At 74.3% G+C, this 17,454-nt stretch carries 17 protein-coding genes and 1 tRNA gene; 2 read left to right on the top strand and 16 right to left on the bottom strand.

The features are described 5' to 3' along the window. Positions 1–76: 76 nt before the first annotated feature. The 11 genes from SH587_RS00320 to ahbA form a co-directional block, all read right to left on the bottom strand. Positions 77–150, bottom strand: a tRNA-Lys gene (locus tag SH587_RS00320). A 48-nt stretch (positions 151–198) separates the two neighbouring features. Next, entirely contained in the window at positions 199–933 is a 735-nt protein-coding gene (locus SH587_RS00315; protein ID WP_320668542.1) for a hypothetical protein, read from the bottom strand. A 54-nt stretch (positions 934–987) separates the two neighbouring features. Continuing rightward, the gene (gene tatC / locus SH587_RS00310) at positions 988–2,394 is read right to left on the bottom strand and encodes a twin-arginine translocase subunit TatC (RefSeq protein ID WP_320668541.1); all 1,407 of its coding nucleotides are present in this window, start codon (positions 2,392–2,394) and stop codon (positions 988–990) included. Positions 2,395–2,409: 15 nt separating this feature from the next. Continuing rightward, the gene (gene tatA / locus SH587_RS00305) at positions 2,410–2,637 is read right to left on the bottom strand and encodes a twin-arginine translocase TatA/TatE family subunit (RefSeq protein ID WP_320668540.1); all 228 of its coding nucleotides are present in this window, start codon (positions 2,635–2,637) and stop codon (positions 2,410–2,412) included. A 119-nt stretch (positions 2,638–2,756) separates the two neighbouring features. After that, a complete protein-coding gene (locus SH587_RS00300; protein WP_320668539.1) occupies positions 2,757–3,797 on the bottom strand; it encodes a polyprenyl synthetase family protein in 1,041 nt (346 codons plus the stop codon). Between the two features lie 30 nt (positions 3,798–3,827). Continuing rightward, entirely contained in the window at positions 3,828–4,583 is a 756-nt protein-coding gene (locus SH587_RS00295) for a c-type cytochrome (RefSeq protein ID WP_320668538.1), read from the bottom strand. After that, positions 4,580–5,386 (bottom strand): cytochrome b, encoded by an 807-nt coding sequence (locus tag SH587_RS00290; RefSeq protein WP_320668537.1) that lies wholly within the window; start codon positions 5,384–5,386, stop codon positions 4,580–4,582. Before SH587_RS00290 ends, SH587_RS00295 begins: the two co-directional genes overlap by 4 nt. An 11-nt stretch (positions 5,387–5,397) precedes the next feature. Beyond that, positions 5,398–6,069, bottom strand: a complete 672-nt coding sequence (locus SH587_RS00285) for a QcrA and Rieske domain-containing protein (RefSeq protein WP_320668536.1) — start codon at positions 6,067–6,069, stop codon at positions 5,398–5,400. A 125-nt stretch (positions 6,070–6,194) separates the two neighbouring features. Further along, a complete protein-coding gene (locus SH587_RS00280) occupies positions 6,195–6,767 on the bottom strand; it encodes a hypothetical protein (protein WP_320668535.1) in 573 nt (190 codons plus the stop codon). Then, positions 6,764–8,047 carry a glutamate-1-semialdehyde 2,1-aminomutase gene (gene hemL, locus SH587_RS00275; RefSeq protein WP_320668534.1) on the bottom strand — a complete coding sequence of 428 codons (1,284 nt, stop codon included), beginning with the start codon at positions 8,045–8,047 and terminating at the stop codon, positions 6,764–6,766. Before hemL ends, SH587_RS00280 begins: the two co-directional genes overlap by 4 nt. A 4-nt stretch (positions 8,048–8,051) precedes the next feature. Beyond that, complete coding sequence (gene ahbA / locus SH587_RS00270) at positions 8,052–9,143, bottom strand: siroheme decarboxylase subunit alpha (protein ID WP_320668533.1); 1,092 nt, start codon at positions 9,141–9,143, stop codon at positions 8,052–8,054. A gap of 136 nt (positions 9,144–9,279) precedes the next feature. On the opposite strand from ahbA, the gene SH587_RS00265 reads away from it, so the two are divergent. Beyond that, positions 9,280–10,035 (top strand): (2Fe-2S)-binding protein, encoded by a 756-nt coding sequence (locus SH587_RS00265; protein ID WP_320668532.1) that lies wholly within the window; start codon positions 9,280–9,282, stop codon positions 10,033–10,035. 10 nt (positions 10,036–10,045) lie between these two features. Here the strand turns inward: SH587_RS00265 and hemB are convergent, their stop codons facing one another. Genes hemB through SH587_RS00250 form a run of 3 tightly spaced genes read right to left on the bottom strand, consistent with a single transcriptional unit; the run spans position 10,046 to position 13,171 of the window. Next, positions 10,046–11,023 (bottom strand): porphobilinogen synthase, encoded by a 978-nt coding sequence (hemB, locus tag SH587_RS00260; protein WP_320668531.1) that lies wholly within the window; start codon positions 11,021–11,023, stop codon positions 10,046–10,048. 37 nt (positions 11,024–11,060) lie between these two features. Next, on the bottom strand, positions 11,061–12,437 hold the full coding sequence (locus SH587_RS00255; protein ID WP_320668530.1) for an ABC transporter permease: 1,377 nt from the start codon (positions 12,435–12,437) through the stop codon (positions 11,061–11,063). After that, positions 12,434–13,171 (bottom strand): ABC transporter ATP-binding protein, encoded by a 738-nt coding sequence (locus tag SH587_RS00250; protein ID WP_320668529.1) that lies wholly within the window; start codon positions 13,169–13,171, stop codon positions 12,434–12,436. The genes SH587_RS00255 and SH587_RS00250 overlap by 4 nt, the downstream gene beginning before the upstream one ends. Positions 13,172–13,265: 94 nt before the next feature. Between SH587_RS00250 and SH587_RS00245 the strand changes: the two genes are divergently transcribed. Next, positions 13,266–14,078 (top strand): TIGR00282 family metallophosphoesterase, encoded by an 813-nt coding sequence (locus SH587_RS00245; RefSeq protein WP_320668528.1) that lies wholly within the window; start codon positions 13,266–13,268, stop codon positions 14,076–14,078. Here SH587_RS00245 and SH587_RS00240 read toward each other — a convergent pair. Together SH587_RS00240 and SH587_RS00235 are read right to left on the bottom strand one after the other, a co-directional pair. Beyond that, positions 14,075–15,952: a glycosyltransferase 87 family protein gene (locus SH587_RS00240; RefSeq protein ID WP_320668527.1), complete on the bottom strand. Its 1,878-nt coding sequence runs from the start codon at positions 15,950–15,952 to the stop codon at positions 14,075–14,077. The genes SH587_RS00245 and SH587_RS00240 overlap by 4 nt on opposite strands. After that, positions 15,949–17,436: an alkaline phosphatase family protein gene (locus SH587_RS00235; protein ID WP_320668526.1), complete on the bottom strand. Its 1,488-nt coding sequence runs from the start codon at positions 17,434–17,436 to the stop codon at positions 15,949–15,951. Before SH587_RS00235 ends, SH587_RS00240 begins: the two co-directional genes overlap by 4 nt. Between the last annotated feature and the right edge of the window lie 18 nt (positions 17,437–17,454).

Below are 17,454 nucleotides of genomic sequence, written 5' to 3'. Positions count from 1 at the left end.
CGAGGCCGGCGCTCGCACGCCGGCCTCGTCCTTCGAGTCTTCCCCCGACGGCGGCGCGAGGCCGGCGGCGGGTGGATGCCCCGGGAGGGACTCGAACCCTCAACCTTCGGATTAAGAGTCCGCTGCTCTAACCAGTTGAGCTACCAGGGCCCGGCGATCGTACAAGATCGCCGGGTGGTGGCGTCGGCTCGCCGGCGGCTACTTGTCGTCCGGCAGGGTGATCGTGGTCGGGGTGCCCGAGCCGGCACCGGCAGCGGCGCTCGGGTCCTCGCCCTTCTGGATCGCCTTCGCCTGGGCCTCGACGTCCTTGCGCTGGGCGGCGGGGGCGGCGGCGACCGCGGCCGCGGCGTGGATCTTCGCCTGGCGGGTGCGCTTGGCGGCGACCTCGGCCTGGAGCAGCTGGAGGTAGATCGTGTAGGCCGGCTTCTGGCCCGCCTTCTCGGCCCGGGTGACCGCGTCCTGGGCGACCACGCCCTGGGCGTCGGCCCACTCGTCGGGCTTGTTCAGCAGCTGGGGCGAGAAGACCTGGGCCATCTTCTTCGCGACCTGGGGATCGATCGGGTCCGGCTTGGTAGCCAGGTAGCGGCGCCAGGCGTCGGCCGAGCCGTTCAGCTGGCGGCGGGCCTCGCCGGTGATCTCGAGGCTCTGGGGGTTGATCTCGCCCATCGCGCGGTCGAAGCGGACCGAGGCCAGGCTGGCCAGGGCCTTGCCGTTGCGGGGGTCGGCCACGACCTGCTTCTCGAGCTTCTCCTGCCGCTCGCGCTGCTCCTTGGCGATGTCGGTGCCGCCGCCGCTGTTGCCGTCGCTGAGCAGGCCGGGAAGGCCGGATCCGACGCCGAACAGCACCAGGCCGCCGACCAGGACGACCGCCAGGATCAGGTAGACGCCTTGGATGAAGCGCTTGCGGCCCGGGGCCCGCAGGTCGAAGAGCATGACCGGCAGGATAGACAGGAACGAGTGCCGAGCCGCCAGCGGTCTCGCCGCGGGCTAGGGCGAGGGCGGCTCGCGCGGGGTCTCGTCGTCGTCCGCCGGCCGCTCGCCGGCGAACGGATCGTCGGCGTCGAGGTCGTCGGCGGCCGACCACCAGGGCTGCTCGTCGCCCGCCTCGGTGGCCGTCGTGACCGGCGGTTCGTCGCCCGCCGGGGCCGGATCACCGTCCCCGTCCGGAGCCTCGTCGGGCCGTGGGCGGACCGCCCCGGCGTCGGCGTGGCCCTCGTCCGGATCCAGCTCCCAGAGCGGCGGTTCGTCGTCCTGCTCGTCGATCCGGCCGGCCCAGCCGTCGAGCGCCGGATCGCTGCCCGGCGGCACCGGACCGCCCTCGTCGCCGCCGAAGCCGTCGTCGCCGCCGAAGCCGTCGTCGTCGTCCTCGTCGTCGTCGCCGCCCTCCCAGTTCCAGCGACCGCCCGGCGGGCTGCGCTTCTCCAGGTAGGCGGCGATCAGGACGCTGATCTCGAACAGCACCACCAGCGGCGCCATCACCAGCAGCATCGTCACCGGATCGGGCGTCGGGGTGATCACCGCCGACACGACCGCCGCGATCAGCACCACCATCCCGCGCTGCTTGCGCAGCTGGCGCACGTTCATCACGCCCAGGCGGCTGATCGCCAGCACCAGCACCGGGATCTGGAAGACGATCCCGGTCCCGGCCAGGAAGAGCGCCACGAACTTGTAGTAGTCGCGGGCCTGGACGAGGACGTCGAACGCCTGGTCGTTGAAGTTCTGGAGGAAGTCGACCGCCCGTGGCAGCGCCAGGAAGTAGCCGAAGGCGACGCCGGCGTAGAAGAGGAACGGGACGCCGATCATCACCGGCACCACGACCCGCCGCTCGCGCTCGGTGAAGGCCGGGATCAGGAACGCGTAGAGCTGGTACAGCAGCAGCGGCAGCGCGATCACCAGCGCCGCGTAGAGCGCGACGTTGATCGTCTGGAAGAACGGCTCGGCCACGCCGAGGGTGACCGGCTGGCGCTTGGTGGTGGTGGGGGCCAGCTTCGAGACCGCCTCGAGCGCCGCCGCGGCCTGGCGGACGGCGGCCACCTGCTCGGCGTTGCGGGCGCCCTGGGCGCCGGACGCGCCCGCCGACCCGCTGGCCGAGCCGCCCGCGTCGCGCGAGAGCTGCTCGATCGCCGGCCCCAGCCGGCCGAGCGCCCTCGCGACCGCGCGGTCGAAGCAGGCGCTCTTCTCCAGCGCGTCGCCGGGCGCGCGGCAGTCGCCGACCTTCTGGGCCTTCTCCAGCGGTCGGTTGACGATGTCGAGGACGTTCTGGTGCTGCCAGTACGTGAAGCTGAACGCGACGACGAGGATCCCGAGCGAGACGAAGAGCCGGGTCCGCAGCTCGCTGAGGTGCTCGACCAGCGTCAGCCGGGCCTCGTGCGAGACGGGGCGAAGGGCCGGCATGGGGGGTGGGGCGGCTTACTCGCCGGGGGTCTTCTGGCGCTGCTCGACCGGCTGCGCGTCGACGGTCTCCTCCGGCGCGGCGTCGAGCGCCTGGGCCGTCGGCTTGGCGTCGTCCTTGTCGTTGCCGGAGATCGAGTCCTTGAACTCGCGCATCCCGGTGCCGAGCTGCTTGCCCAGACCGGGCAGCTTCTTCGGCCCGAAGATCACCAGCACGACGAGCAGGATGATGAGGAGCTCGGGCACGCCGATTCCAAGGGGCATGGGATGAATCCTTCCACGAAGCGGTCACCAAGGGAACGACGATCGACGACGATCGGATGCCGACCACCCCGACGGGCGGCCGTCGGAGGCCCCGGAGAGGCTCAGAGACGGCGGTCGACGACGCCGCGGGCGATCAGCCGCAGCGCCCCCTCGCGGCCGTCGTCGAGGGCCGTCGGCAGCGCCGCCAGGGCGTCCTCGACCAGCGCCCGGGCCCGCCGCTCGGTCTCGTCGGTGGCGCCGCAGGCGACGATCCGGTCGCAGACCGCGGCCGCCTGCTCGGGCGTGACGATCGAGCGGACGTCGAGCGCCCGCAGCTGCTCGTCGCGCTCGCGGGCGACCAGCAGCGGCAGCGTGGCGGTGCCGTCGAGCAGGTCGGTGCCGCGCGGCTTGCCGGTCACCTCGGGCGGGCCGACGACGTCGAGCACGTCGTCGAAGAGCTGGAAGGCGACCCCGACCGCCGAGGCGAAGGCGGCGAAGGCCTCCGGCTCGTTGCCCGCCACCAGCGCCCCGAGCCGGGCGGCGGCGTCGAACAGCGCGCCGGTCTTCAGCCGGCAGCGGGTCATGTAGCGGTCCTCGCCGACGTCGGCGCGCCAGGCGTCGGCCCGCTGCAGCAGCTCGCCCTGGGCCAGCGCCCGGCTGGCCGCGGCCAGCACCCGCACCGCCCGCTCGTCGTCGCCGCCGGCCAGCTCGCCGAAGGCGGCGGCGAAGAGCGCGTCACCGAGGCAGGTGGCCGCGGCCCGGCCGTGGGCGTGGAAGGTGGTCGGGCGACCGCGCCGCAGCGCCGCGGCGTCGAGCACGTCGTCGTGGACGAGCGTGGCCGTGTGGGTCAGCTCGAGCGCGACGCCGGCGCGGACGATCGCGTCCTGGGCGGCGGGGTCGGCCGTGATCGCCGGGCCGGCCACGACCAGCGCCAGCAGCGGCCGCAGCCGCTTGCCGCCGGCGGCGACCGTCGCGGCGCCGGCCGCGTCGAGCGGGTCGCTCGCGGCGCCGGGCGCGGCGACCTGCCGCAGCCGCCGCTCGATCCGGCCGAGCAGCGGCGGCACGTGGTCGCCGGCGACGGCGACGATCGGCGCCACCACCGCGGGGATGGCGACGCCGGCCGGATCGGGTCCGTCCGGCGTCGCGGTCGCAGCGTCGTTCACGACCGCCGCCGGGCGGGCGGGTACCGGGGCCTAGTGGCCCCCGCCGCCGGAGCTCTTCAGCGTGCTGAGGAAGTACGCGATCTCGTCGAGCTTCTCGGGCCCGAGCTTCGCGAACGACGGCATCGGCAGCGTCGGGTTGATCAGCGTCTCGCGGATCGCGCCCTCCTTCAGCCGGTCGCCGATCTGCGTCAGCTGGGGACCGGGACCGTCGTTGCCGTTGGCGCCGATCTTGTGACAGCCGCCGCAGGAGGACTGCGCGACGAGCTTGCGGCCCGCCTCCCACTTCTCCAGCGACGCCCCGCCCGCGGCGGTGACCGCGGCCGGCGGCTCCATGTCGACCCGCGACGGCGGCTCGGCCTCGGCACCGAGGTACGAGAGGAAGAACATCGCGCCGATCACGAAGATGCCGGCGGTGGTGGCGATCGGACGCCGCAGCGGATGCCGCTCCGGGTTGCGGTCGTAGAACGGCAGCAGGAACAGCAGCAGCATCGCGATCGTCGGAACCCCGACGGCCGCGAGCGAGACCAACTGCGGCGGCTTGATCACGCGCAGCAGCTCGAAGGCCCAGAAGTAGTACCACTCGGGACGCGGCGCGTAGGTGGTCGTCGTCGCGTCGGCCTTCGCCGTCAGCTCGCCGCCGAGGACGATCGACAGCAGCATGATCGTCCCGATGACGACGATCATCATCACGCCGTCCTTGACGATGATGTAGGGGAAGAACGGCTTCCCCTGCGCCTTCAGGACGGAGTATTCGCGGAGGTACTCCTCCTTCTCGCGCTGATTCATGCGTCGTGCTCCTTCAGCTCGGCGCCGACCTTGTCGGCGCGGACCCACGGCGGCGCCGTCGTGCCGAGCTTGATGACCAGGTAGAGATGGGCGGTGATCAGGCCGATGATCAGGCCCGGGATCAGCATCATGTGGATGATGTAGAACCGCGACAGCGTGACGGCTGTGACGTCCGGACCGCCGAGCGCGATGTCGGGCGTGAACGGCCCGAGCAGCGGGGCGTTGCCGGCGATGTTCATCGCCACCACCGAGGCCCAGTAGGCGCGCTGGTCGAACGGCAGCAGGTAGCCGGTGACCGACATGGCGAGCGTCAGCACCAGCAGCGCGACGCCGATCACCCAGTTCAGCTCGCGGGGGTACTTGTAGGCCCCGAAGAAGAACGTCCTCGCCATGTGGAGGAAGATCAGGATCACCATCACGGTCGAGCCCCAGCGGTGCATGCCGTGCACGAACTCGCCGAGGAAGACCTCGTTGTTGATGTACTTCATCGACTCGTACGCGCGGGTGGCGGACGGGTCGTAGTACATCGCCAGCACGAGGCCGGTGATGACCTGGTTGATGAAGGCGACCATCGTCGCCGTGCCCAGGGTGTAGAACCAGTTCGTCCCCTTGGGGATCGGCCGGAACATCACCCAGCGGACGGTCCCCGAGAGCGAGGTCCGCTCGTCGACCCAGTCGGCGGCGCTGATCGCCGCCTCCTTGACGAGGTCCTTGGGCTTGTCGTCGACCGCCGGGTCGTCGGGCCGCTTCGGCTGCGGCCGCAGCGCCGCGGGCGGCGACGGGAGGAGCTTGATCTTCGCCATGGTGAGAGGGATCAGGTGCCGGGCAGCTTGCGCTGGGTCGGACGCGACGGGTACAGGTACTGGCCGATGCCGTCCAGCGGCTGCCCGGGCGGACGCGGCGAGAACCGCTTCAGCTCGGAGTTGACCGAGAAGCGGCGCCCGACCTCGACCCGACCGGCGTCGGTCACGCGGGTGTAGAAGCGATCCAGCGGGCGGACCGGGGGACCGGCGGCGACCTCGCCGCGGAAGTCGTAGACCCCGCCGTGACAGGGGCAGACGAAGTGCTGGGCGGCCTGCACATAGCGGGCCGGGCAGCCCATGTGCATGCAGCGGGAGCTGATCGCGACGACCTTGTTGTACTGGTCGGCCGGCTCCTTGTCGACGGCGGGGTTCCGCTGCCGCAGGTAGACGGTGCTCTTGCCGACCTGGCCCGTCTTCGGATCGAGCGTGATCACGCGCGGCACGTAGGTGTCGTTCGGGATCTCGTCGAGCGGGCCCATGTCGTGCCAGCCGGTGTCGACCTCGACGAACGGCTGTCCGACCGCGAAGCCGGCCGACGAGAGGGCGACGGCGCCGATGGCGATGCCGCCGGTCGCGTTGGCGGCGAGCACCATCATCCGGCGACGGGTGACGGTCTCGCCCTCGAACGCACCGGGAATGCCGCGGTCGAGGGTGTACTTGCTCTTCGCTGGGCGATCGGACACGTGTGAGAGGCTCCTGCGTGAACCCACGGGGGCCGCGTGGGACGCCGGGATCGTATCGGCCACGCGCGTCCGGCGATGGGACCTCGTCGATCGAGGGCCCCGGGACCGCGCTTTGCGGGGGTTCCTCAGCCCTCGTTGACGGCGGCCGCGGCGGCGCGGAGCGCGTCCGGGGTCGGCGTCGCCCCCGTGCGGGCGGTCCGCAGGAGGGCGGCCGCGGGCGACCGGGAACCCCGTCCCAGAGCGGCACCGGCGCAGATCCAGAGCGCGGCGGTGCGCGCCGCGGCGGCGTCCGGCGCGCCGGTCCCGCCGTCGTGGCCGGCACCGAGCGCCCACGCCTCGCCGGCGTGCAAGCGCGCGACCAGCGCGACGACGTCGGCCAGGATCCGGACCTCGTCGACCAGCCCGTCGGCGGCCAGCCGCTCGAGCCCGAGCGCGTAGAGCCGGTCGCCGGCCAGCAGCGCCAGGTCGCGGTCGTCGGTCCGGACCACGCGGGCCCGCTCGGGCGCGTGGTGCAGCAGCTCGGCCTCGCGGGTCGCCTCGACCGCCAGCCGCAGCGCGTCGCCGGCGACCTCGGCGCGCGGGCCGCGGACGCCGTCGGAGGCGGAGCGATCGGCGTCGTCGGCTGGATCGACGGTCGCGGCCGCGACCAGGCCGCCCTCGTCCCGCAGCGCGGTGGCGAGCGCGGCCAGGGCGCTCACCAGGCGACCTCGAAGGCCGCCGCGGCGGCCTCGACGGTGCGGGCGACGTGCTCCGGCTCGTGGGCCAGCGAGACGAACCAGGCCTCGTAGCCCGAGGGCGGCGCGTAGACGCCGCGGGCCAGCAGGCCCCGGCACCAGCGGGCGTAGGCCTCGTGGTCGCAGCGACGGGCGCCGGCGTAGTCGCGGACCGGCTCGTCGCTGAAGAAGACGGTCACCAGGCCACCGACGGTGGCGATCTGGACCGGCCGGTCGCCGGCCGCCTCGCGGAGGCCGCTGGCCAGCGCCTCGGTCGTCTCGCTCAGCCGCAGGTAGGCGGTCTCGTCGAGCATCCGCAGCGACTCGAGCCCGGCGGCGACGGCCAGCGGGTTCCCGGACAGCGTGCCCGCCTGGTAGACGTCGCCGACCGGCGCCAGCCGCTCCATCAGCGCGCGCGAGCCGCCGAAGGCCGCCGCCGGCAGGCCGCCGCCGATGACCTTGCCCATCACGGTCAGGTCGGGGGTGACGTCGGACAGCTCCTGGGCGCCGCCCGGGGCGACCCGGAAGCCGGTGATCACCTCGTCGAAGATCAGCAGCGCGCCGTGGGCCTCGGTCAGCTCGCGGAGGCGGGCCAGGAAGCCCGGCTCCGGCATCACCAGGCCCATGTTGGCCGGGTAGGGCTCGGCGATCAGGGCCGCGACCTCGTGGCGGGCGAACGCCTGCTCGACGGCGGCGACGTCGTTCCAGGGCACGATCACGGTCGCCCGCGTGGCCGACTCCAGGACCCCCGGCGAGGCGGGGATGCCCTGCGTGGCCAGGCCCGAGCCGGCGTCGGCCAGCAGCCCGTCGACGTGGCCGTGGTAGGCGCCGGCGAACTTGACGATCACCTCGCGGCCGGTGGCGGCGCGGGCCAGCCGGATCGCGCTCATCGAGGCCTCGGTGCCGGACGAGGTCATCCGCAGCATCTCGACCGAGGGGACGCGGCGGGCGACCTCCTCGGCCAGCTCGACCTCGAGCGCGGTCGGGGCGCCGAAGGTGGTGCCGGAGGTCGCCGTCCGCTGGATCGCGTCGAGGATCCGCGGGTGGGCGTGGCCGTGGATCAGCGGTCCCCACGAGCAGACCCAGTCGACGAAGCGGTTGCCGTCGACGTCGACCAGGTCGACCCCCTCGGCGCGCTCGACGAAGAGCGGGTCGCGCCCGATCGAGCGCATCGCCCGGACCGGGGAGTTGACGCCACCGGGCAGCACCCGCGCGGCGCGGGCGAACAGCTCGGCGGACTTGGCGTCGGTCAGCGAGATCGTCACGGTCTCAGACGCCGGCGTGCTCGCGTTCCCAGGCCTTGAAGGCCTCGGTGAAGTAGAGCAGCCGGATCTTCTTGAACTCGGTCGAGCTGTAGAGCGTCGCGCGGTCCTCGATCCCCTCGACCTCGTCGGCGATCGCGTCGAGGATCGCGTCGCACTCCTCCTTCGAGCGGCCGTGGGCCATCGTGAAGACCTGGTACTTCCAGTCGGCGTAGGTCGGCCGCTGGTAGCAGTGGCTGATCCCGCGGTAGGCCGCCATCCGGATGCCGATCTCCTCGATCCGGTCGGGGTCGACCTGCCAGACGCCCATCCCGTTGGCGCTGAAGCCGGCCCGGCGGTGGAAGAGGATCGCCGCGACCCGCCGCAGCAGCCGCCGCTCGGTCATCCCCTCCAGGTGCTCCAGCAGCGCCGCGACGGAGATCCCCAGCTGGTCGGCGGCCGGCTGGAACGGCTCGGCGATCACCGGCAGGTCGCCCTGGGTGGCGCGGACGACCTTCTTGTCGAACTCGTCGTAGGGCTGGCGCTCGGTCTCGGCCGGGGCGACGGCCTCGCCCGCGGTCGCCAGCGACTTGGTGTCGCCGGTCAGCTCCAGGTCCATCCGGATCTTGAACAGCTGCAGCGTCGGCAGCTGGCGGATCGACTCGGCGCCGGTCAGCTCCTGGAGGACGTCGAGCGTGCCCTGGAGGCCGAGGTTGGAGTCCTCCTCGACCGCCAGCGTGAACCACATGTTGAAGTCGTGGTTGCGCAGGTAGTTGTGGCTGACGCCCGGGTGGCCGTTGATGACCTTGGCCGCCCGCCACGGGTTCTCGGCGTCGACCTTGGCCGCCACCAGCATCGAGCCGTAGCCGAAGGCGCGGGTGTCGTAGATCGGGGTGACCTGGCGGATGATCCGGTCCTGCACCAGCCGGGCGGTGCGGGCGATGACCTCGTCCTCGGCGATGCCGGCCTTGGTGGCGATCTCGGCGTAGGGGCGCGGGACCAGCGGGAAGGCCCCCTGGAGCAGGTCGAGCAGGCGCTTGTCGGTCTCGTCGAGCGGGACCGCCGCGCCGTCCTTGCGGCTGCGGACCTTCGGGATCGCCGTCTTGTCACTGGTGGCCATGAGGCTCCTCGCGTCGAGCGCGTCCGGTCGTGGGGCGTGCGCACGGAGGGTGCGCGACGGACCGGGGCACGTGACTCCATGGTAGGGATGCCCGCCGCGGGCCGAATCGCGAGGGGGACAAGTTAGGGTGCCCGACATGGAACGCGGTCGCCCGCCGCTCGTGCGCACGCTCGACGACGTCGCCGCCCTGACCGGGTCGACGGTGACGCTCGACGACCCCGACGAGCCGGGCTGGGAGCCGGCCGACGCGGTCGCCGCCGACCCGGCGCGGTTCGCCGCCCAGCTCGATCCGGCCTCGCGCAACGCGCCCGGGCGGCGGGCCGGGGCGCTGTGGATGGTCGAGGCCCGCGCCTGGTGGGCGGCCGAGCTGGTCGCGGGGACGCTGCTGGAGGCCCGGCGGGTGCCGCGGCTGGCGCCGGACGCGGTCGCGGTCCGGATCGGCCCCGAGGGCCAGGCCGCCGCGGTGGCGCCGCGGAGCGGCGGCTTCCACTGCCTGCCCGACGACCCCGACCGCGACCACGACGACGCCCGGGTGGCGGTCGACGAGGCCGCGCTGGCCGCCGCCGCCCGCGACGAGCTGGTGGCGGTCTGCGAGCCGATCGTGGCCGCCGTCGACGCGGCCGGGCTGCGCCGCCGGCGGGTGGCCTGGCGGTCGGTCGGCGACCGGGTGGTGCAGGCGCTCGGCTACGTCGGCGACCTCAGCGGCCGCCGCGAGCAGGGCTGGCGGTGGGCAACGGCGATCGTCGACGCGCCGGGGCCGCTGCGGATCCCGTTCGCCTTCGAGCTGCGCGAGGGCGCGTCGTTCGCCTACCGGGCGACCTGCTGCCTGAACTACCGGGACCCGGCCGAGGAGCGCTGCGTCTCGTGCCCGGTGCGGGCGCCGCGCGGCTGAGCGCGGCCGGTCAGCCCTGGAGCGCCCGCGCCACGGCCGGCGCGAAGTAGGTGGCGATCAAGTCGGCGCCGGCGCGGCGGATCGCCGTCAGCGACTCGCCGACGATCGCGTCCTCGTCGACGTAGCCAGCCGCGGCGCCGGCCTTGATCATCGAGTACTCGCCGCTGACCTGGTAGGCGGCGACCGGCATCCGGGTGGCGTCCTTGACCCGCCGGATCAGGTCGAGGGCAGGGCCGGCCGGCTTCACCATCAGCACGTCGGCGCCCTCCTCGACGTCGGCCAGCGCCTCGCGCACCGCCTCGTCGCCGTTGGCCGGATCCATCTGGTAGCTGCGGCGGTCGCCGAAGGCCGGGGTCGAGCCGGCGGCCTCGCGGAAGGGGCCGTAGTAGGCCGAGGCGAGCTTGGCGCTGTGGGCGACGATCACCACCTGGTCGTGGCCGGCGGCGTCGAGCGCGTCGCGGATCCGGCCGATCCGGCCGTCCATCATGTCGGAGGGGTAGAGCACCTCCGCGCCGGCGTCGGCCTGGGCGACGGCCGTCCGCTCCAGCAGCTCGAGGGTGGCGTCGTTCTGGACGCTGCCGTGGTCGTCGAGCAGCCCGCAGTGGCCGTGGTCGGTGTACTCGCAGAGGCAGAGGTCGGTGCCGACGGTCAGGCCCGGGACCGCCTCGCGGATCGCGCGGCTGACCTGCTGGACCACGCCCTGGTCGTCCCAGGCGCCGCTGCCGGCCGGATCCTTGACGGCGGGGATCCCGAACAGCATCACGCCGCCGAGCCCGAGCGCGGCCGCCTCGCGCGACTGGGCCACGGCGCCGGCGACCGACCAGCGCGAGACGCCCGGCATCGCCGCGATCGGCGCCTCGTCCTCCAGCCCCTCCTCGACGAACAGCGGCAGCACCAGCTGCTCGGGGCGCAGGACCGTCTCGCGGACCAGCGCCCGCAGCGCCGGGGTCCGGCGCAGGCGACGGGGGCGGGAGCGCGGGAACGACATCGCTCGATCGTAGACCGACGCCGGGTCAGCCGCGGGGTCAGCCGCGGGCGCCGCTGCGGACGATCGCCACCCGCGCGACCGCGCTCCAGGCGACCGCCAGCAGCAGCAGGTGCAGCAGCGGGCCCCAGAAGGCGCCGTGCTCGAGCGCCGCCGTCACCAGCCGCAGCCCGGGCCGGAAGGGGAACGCGCCGGAGACGACGTCGATCACCGTGCCGACCAGCGACGAGACGGTGCCCTCGGGGACCAGCCCGATCACCACCACCGGCACCAGCAGCAGGATCGCCAGCAGGCTGGCCGCGCGGACCTCGGGCGCGAGCGCGCCGAGCGCCACCCCGAGCGCGCCGCAGGCGACGCCGGCCGCCGCGGCGGCCACCAGCCAGAGCGGGATCCGGGCCGGGTCCAGCCCCAGGAAGAGCGCCAGGCCGCCGGCCACCAGCAGCCCGACGACCGCACCGGTGGCCCCGGCCAGCAGCGTCTTCGACCCCAGCAGCACGCCCGGGCGGACGGCCGCGCGGACCAGCCGGCCGAAGGTCCGCTCCTCGCGCTCCAGCGCCACCAGGCCGGCGCCGAGCAGGGTCGCCACCAGCAGCAGCGAGACGGCGACCGCGACCGCCGCCGCGTAGACGTCGAGCGAGACCGCGGGGCCGGTGACGCTGGTGCGGTGGATCCGGATCGGGTCCGCGATCGAGTCCAGGATCGGAACCGCGAAGGCCAGGTTGTCGACCGCCAGCTGGGCGAAGCGGCCGACCCGCTCGACGTCGCCGCGGGTGCCGCCGCGGGGCAGCTCGGCCGCCGCCCGCTTCAGGATCTCGGACGCCTGGCGGAGGCCGAGGATGTCGCCCGACAGCCCCAGCAGCCGCAGGTTGCCGCCGTTCAGCAGCACCCCCAGGTAGCTGCCGCCGACGCCGATCAGCCGCTTGCCGATCTCGGCGTTGGCGTCGGCCAGCCGGGCCTGGATCAGCTCGCGCAGCGCACTGGCCCGGACGGGGTCGGCGTCGTTGGTCAGGACCTCGATCGTCGGCAGCCGCCGCTCGCCGTTGAGCGACAGCACCCCGCGCAGCTGCTCGACCGTCTTCGGCGGGATCACGATCGCCCCGACCACGTCGCCGTCGCGGACCATCCGCAGCGCCTGCTCGCGGGTGGCGACGCTGACCGGCCGCGTGTTCTTCATCAGCCGCAGGGCGTAGGTGCGGGCGTCGAGCGTCTCGCCGCCGAGGTCGACCGTCGAGTCGGCGGCGGCGACCTGGTTGACGAGCGCGACCTTCGGCTCGGCCGGCCCGCGCGAGAGCGCCAGGCCCAGCAGCAGCGCGACCGCCAGCGGGTAGATCACCAGCAGGCCGACGAGCAGCGGCGAGCGGCGCAGGATCCGCGCGTCCTTCGCCGCCAGCGGGCCGAGGCTGCGCCAGCCGCTCACGCCGGCTCCTCGTCGGGCACGGCCCGCTCGACCAGGTCGACGAAGGCCCGCAGCAGGTCGCCGTCGGCCGCCGCCGCCAGCGCGCCCGGGGCGCCGTCGAAGGCGATCCGCCCGTCGACCAGCACCACCACGCGATCGGCGTAGCGCTCGGCCTCGGCGACGTCGTGGGTCGAGAAGACCACCGCCCGGCCGTCGGCGGCGAGGTCGGTCAGGAACCGCCACATCCGCTCGCGCTGGCGCGGGTCGAGGCTGGCCGAGGGCTCGTCGAGCAGCACCACCGGCGGGTCGGCGAGCAGGCCGATCGCCACGTTGACCCGCTGCTGGCCGCCGCCGGAGAGCGACCCGACCGGATCGTCGGCGCGGTCGGCCAGCCCGGCCTGGGCCAGCATCCGGTCGACCCGCGCCGGCGGGTCGGTGACCTCGTCGAGACGGGCGAACAGCTCCAGGTTCTGGCGCACGCTCAGCCGCCGGTAGAGCGCCGGCTGCTGCGGGATCCAGCCGATCTCGCGCGCGGGACGGCCGACGCTGCCGGCGTCCGGGACCTGTAGCCCGGCCAGCAGCGAGAGCAGCGTGGTCTTGCCGGCGCCGTTGGGGCCGAGGATCGCCACCACCTCGCCGGCGTCGGCGGCCAGCGTCACGCCGTGGAGCGCGGTGCGGTCGCCGAAGCGGCGCACCAGGCCCTCGGCGCGGAGGGCGGGACCGGCGGGCGGCGGGGTGGGATCGGTGGCGGCCACGGGCGGGTCGCGGGCGAGCCGGGCCGCCGCGCACGCACATTCACTCACACGGGCCGGGAGCGCGCGCTCCCCCGCCCGCTGCGACACTCGCCCGATGTCCGGGCCGGGCGGTACCTCCATCCTCTTCGTCGGCGACGTGATCGGCTCGGTCGGGCGCAAGGCGCTGCGGGCCGCGCTGCCGGCGCTGCGCGAGGAGCACCAGCCGACCTTCGTGGTCGTCAACGGCGAGAACGCGGCCGGCGGCGTCGGGATCACGTCGCGGATCGCCGACGAGATGTTCGACCTCGGCGTCGACGCGATCACGCTCGGCAACCACGCCTTCCGCCAGCGCGAGGTCTGGCCCTACCTGGACGATGTCGACGCGATCGTGCGGCCGGCCAACTACCTGGCGTCGCACCCCGGCCACGGTAGCTGCGTGGTCGAGCGCGACGGGGTCAAGCTCGGGGTCCTGAACCTGATGGGCAACCTGCACCTGGATCCCGGGCGGGTGATGTTCGCCCAGGCCGAGGTCGAGGTCGAGAAGCTGATCCGCCAGGGGGTCGACCACCTGCTGGTCGACGTCCACGCCGAGGCGACCAGCGAGAAGGTCGCGATGGGCTGGTACCTGGACGGCCGGGTGACGGCGGTGGTCGGCACCCACACCCACGTTCCGACCGCCGACGCGCGGGTGCTGCCCGGCGGCACCGCCTACATCACCGACGTCGGGATGTGCGGCCCGCGCGACTCGGTGATCGGCGTCCGCAAGGAGCTGGCGATCGAGTCGATGCGGACGCGGCTGCCGGTCCGCTTCGAGCCGGCCAGCGGCGACCCGTGGCTCTGCGGGGTGCTGATCCAGACCGGCGAGCGGCCGCGCCGCGCGACCGAGGTGCTGCCGATCCAGCGCTCGCCGGTGCTGCCGCCCGATTAGCCCGCGGGCGGCGGCGGGCCGTCGTCGGCGCGCGCCGCGGCCGCCCACGGCGCGTCCTCCTCGGGCAGCGGCCCCAGCACCCGCGGCGTGACCGCAGGGCGGCGCGAGATCGGCCACCGCAGCCGGCGGTCGCCGAGCGCGCCCACCAGCACCAGCGGCAGCAGCCAGGTCAGGTACAGGTAGAACCAGTACTCGGCGGCCATCTGCAGCCCGAGCAGGACCGCCGCCATCAGCAGCGCGGTGCCGGTGACGTCGTGGCGCCGGGGGACGAACGCCAGCGCGATCCCCAGCAGCACCGCCAGCACCCGCGCGACGTCGCGGAAGGCCTGCGGCAGGTCGTAGAAGCCCCAGGGGGTGAACGGCGCCTCGCGCTCGGCCTGGTACTCGACCGTCCGCTCGTAGAGCAGCCGCAGCGGGTCGCCGTGCAGGACCCAGAGGGTGGTGATGCCGAGCACCAGCAGCGCGCCGAGCCCGAACCAGGCGGGGCCGAGCGAGCGCCAGCGCGGCCAGCCGTGCTCGACCCGCACGTGCGGCGCGACCGCCCGCCGGGTGGCCAGCAGCGGGAACAGCGCCAGCGGCGTGATCTTGGTGGCCGCCGCGATCCCGGCCGCGACCCCCCGGCCGAGCGGCTGGGCGCCGATCGCCAGCAGCAGCGCCAGCGCCGCCGCCACCGCCGCGTCGTTGGCGTTGCTGTTCAGGCAGTAGAGCGACCACGGGCAGGCCAGCCAGAGGTAGGCGTAGAGCGCGCCGCGGGCCCGGCCGGCGTCGCGGTCGCGCTCCTGGCGGCGGCCGACGGCGAACAGCGCCGCGGTCGCCAGCAGGTCGAAGGCGATCGCCGCCCCGTGCGCGGCGGGCAGGTCGTCCCAGCGGCCGCTCCACGGCCACAGCTGCTCGAACGGCACGTAGAGCAGGTAGTTGAGCGGCCCGTAGGTGTCGCCGGCCTCGATCCCCTTCGGGAACGCGCCGTAGACCGGCTGGCCGTGGCCGATGTGGTCGGCGCCGACCACCCCCGCGTAGCCGACGTCGATCACGTTGCCGTCGGTCAGGTTGAGGACGATCCGGAAGACCAGCAGCGCCACGCCCAGCAGCAGCAGCCCGACCAGCGGCAGGCCGATCACCAGGTCGCGCGGCGGGCCCGGCTGGCGCAGCCCGCGCCAGAGCGCCCAGGCGGCCAGCGCCAGCAGCAGCGCGAAGCTGGTCGGCACGGCCAGGTCGAGGCGGGCGTTGTTGAAGGCGGCCAGCGGGACGGTGAACGCGGCCAGGGCCAGCAGCGCCAGCGGCGGGCCGCGGCGGGGCCGGAAGCCGACGAACGGCACCAGGAAGAGCACCAGCATCACGCCCCACAGCCAGGGGCTGGTGACCGAGCGGCCGAACGCGCCGTCGTAGCCGCGGGCCATCGTCCAGGCCACGTAGGGCCCGTCCCACGACTCGGTGATCCGCGCCGTCTGGTCGCTGATCAGGACCTGCGCCAGCTCCTTCAGCGGCTTGCCCTTCTGGCGCCGGGCGTAGAGCGACAGCTGCCAGCGATCCTTGCCCTTGAGCATGATCTGGTCGTAGCTGCCGGGGTGCTCGCGCTGGACCCGCCGCAGCTTCGGGTCGCGGCGAGCGATCTCCTGCGCCTGCTTGGCGCTCAGCCGGTGGCCAAGCGGCGGCTCGTCCATCGACGCCGGGGTCTCGGTCCCGTTGGGGTCGGTCGATCCGGCGCGGGTGACGGTGGTGACCGGCGGGGTGGTCGTCGTGCCGGTGGTGGCCGTGACCGTGGTGGTGGTGTCAGCCGCGACCGCCGGCCGCGCGGCGACCAGCAGCAGCGCCACGACCACCGCGACCAGCAGCGGGATCGCGGTCGGGCGGCGGGCGGCGGGGGCGGTGGTCATCGCGTCGCCTGGGCGGCGAAGTGGCGCAGGATCAGGGGCGTGGCGTCCTCGATCGACCAGGCGCCCGGCGCGGCCGGCGGGATCGCCGGGGCGTCGTCCTGGCCGTCGAGCCCGCAGTGGACCAGGATGCCGACCGAGTCCTCGGCGCGCAGCGATCCGTGGCTGCCGCCGCCGACGTGGTCGATCCCGCCCCAGTCGGGGAACTCGACCCCGGCCGAGGCCGACAGCAGCAGGTCGCCGGAGTTCACGCACCGCAGCGCCGACCAGCAGCGGCCGAGCGGATCGGGGTGGCTGGCGCTGCGCAGGACGCCGTCCTCGACCGTCGCTCCGACCAGCGCCAGGTCGCCGGCGACCGACCAGCGACCGCCGCGCTCGTCGGCCACGTCGTCGCCGGGCCGGAAGCGCAGCTCGCCGGCGACCGCGGCGTCGATCCCGCTGGCGATCACGCCCTCGTCGCCGTCGCGCCAGACCACCAGCTCGACGCCCTCGGCGCCGCGGCCGGCCGCGACCAGCTCGGGCAGCAGCCGCTCGCGCTCGGCCGGGTCGAGCACGTAGGCCATCGCCGCCCGCGAAGCCGGGCAGAAGGCGATCCGGTCGCCCTTGCGCGGCTTCGAGGCGCCGACGATCCCGAACGGCTCGAAGGCGGCGCGGACGTCGGCCCGCCGCTCGACCAGCGTGTGCGAGTGGTCGGAGGCGACCACCAGCGCCCACTCGGCGAAGAAGCGGTCGACGCCGCCGGCCGCCTCGGCGATCCGCAGCAGCTGGGCGTCGGCGTCGGCGATCGACTGCTGCTGGGCGTCGGGGCCGTGCTTGTGGCTGTGGGTGTCGTTGTCGGGCAGCGACAGCAGCAGGAAGTCGACCAGGTCGTGCTCGATCAGGTGCGCGCCGACGCAGCCGGCGTGCTGGTCGCGGACGCCGGGCAAGCCGAACTGCGAGCGGCAACCGGTCTCGCGCGAGGCGAAGAGGTCGGCGTAGAACAGCTCCTTCGGGCCCAGCACCGGCTTGCGGAAGGCCGTCGAGGCGACCCGGTTCATCATCGTGCCCTTGGCCAGCTCGTGGCGGTGGCGTCCGCGGTAGACCAGGAAGGTGGTGCCGGCGGTCCGCACGCCCTGGTCGTCGAGCGCCTCGAAGACGGTCGGGACCTCGGGCGCCAGGTGCCGACCGTTGAGGTTGTATACGGTGTCCGCGAGCTGGCGGACGATCCCCAGCTTGCGCGACGCGGCGAAGCTCGATCCGTACTCGACGTAGCGCTCGCGGCTGCGGTCCCACCAGTTGATCGAGGGGATCCGGTGGCGGTCCTGGCGGACGCCGGTGGCCAGCGCGGTCGCGCAGACCGGGGTCACCGACGGGAACGCCGCCACCGACTCGTGGAGCGCGCCCTCGGCGACGGCGCGGGCGAGCATCGGCGCCCGCCCGTCGTCGATCGCCCGACGGAGCTGGCCGGGATCGCAGCCGTCGACGACGGCGAAGACCAGGCGGCGCATCGGGTCGGAAGGACGCCG

The organism is Patulibacter defluvii (assembly GCF_034096925.1).
In the GTDB taxonomy this organism is placed as follows: domain Bacteria; phylum Actinomycetota; class Thermoleophilia; order Solirubrobacterales; family Solirubrobacteraceae; genus Patulibacter; species Patulibacter defluvii.
The sequence above is the reverse complement of the archived record's forward strand: the minus strand, read 5'-3'. Positions and strand labels throughout refer to the sequence as shown.

Coding starts and splice junctions, on each gene's coding strand:
- tatC (WP_320668541.1), bottom strand. CDS start 2,394: ATGCCGGCCCTTCGCCCCGTCTCGCACGAGGCCCGGCTGACGCTGGTC.
- SH587_RS00265 (WP_320668532.1), top strand. CDS start 9,280: ATGGAACGCGGTCGCCCGCCGCTCGTGCGCACGCTCGACGACGTCGCC.
- SH587_RS00240 (WP_320668527.1), bottom strand. CDS start 15,952: ATGACCACCGCCCCCGCCGCCCGCCGCCCGACCGCGATCCCGCTGCTG.
- SH587_RS00295 (WP_320668538.1), bottom strand. CDS start 4,583: ATGAATCAGCGCGAGAAGGAGGAGTACCTCCGCGAATACTCCGTCCTG.
- ahbA (WP_320668533.1), bottom strand. CDS start 9,143: ATGGCCACCAGTGACAAGACGGCGATCCCGAAGGTCCGCAGCCGCAAG.
- SH587_RS00245 (WP_320668528.1), top strand. CDS start 13,266: ATGTCCGGGCCGGGCGGTACCTCCATCCTCTTCGTCGGCGACGTGATC.
- SH587_RS00290 (WP_320668537.1), bottom strand. CDS start 5,386: ATGGCGAAGATCAAGCTCCTCCCGTCGCCGCCCGCGGCGCTGCGGCCG.
- SH587_RS00315 (WP_320668542.1), bottom strand. CDS start 933: ATGCTCTTCGACCTGCGGGCCCCGGGCCGCAAGCGCTTCATCCAAGGC.
- SH587_RS00235 (WP_320668526.1), bottom strand. CDS start 17,436: ATGCGCCGCCTGGTCTTCGCCGTCGTCGACGGCTGCGATCCCGGCCAG.
- hemB (WP_320668531.1), bottom strand. CDS start 11,023: ATGTCGTTCCCGCGCTCCCGCCCCCGTCGCCTGCGCCGGACCCCGGCG.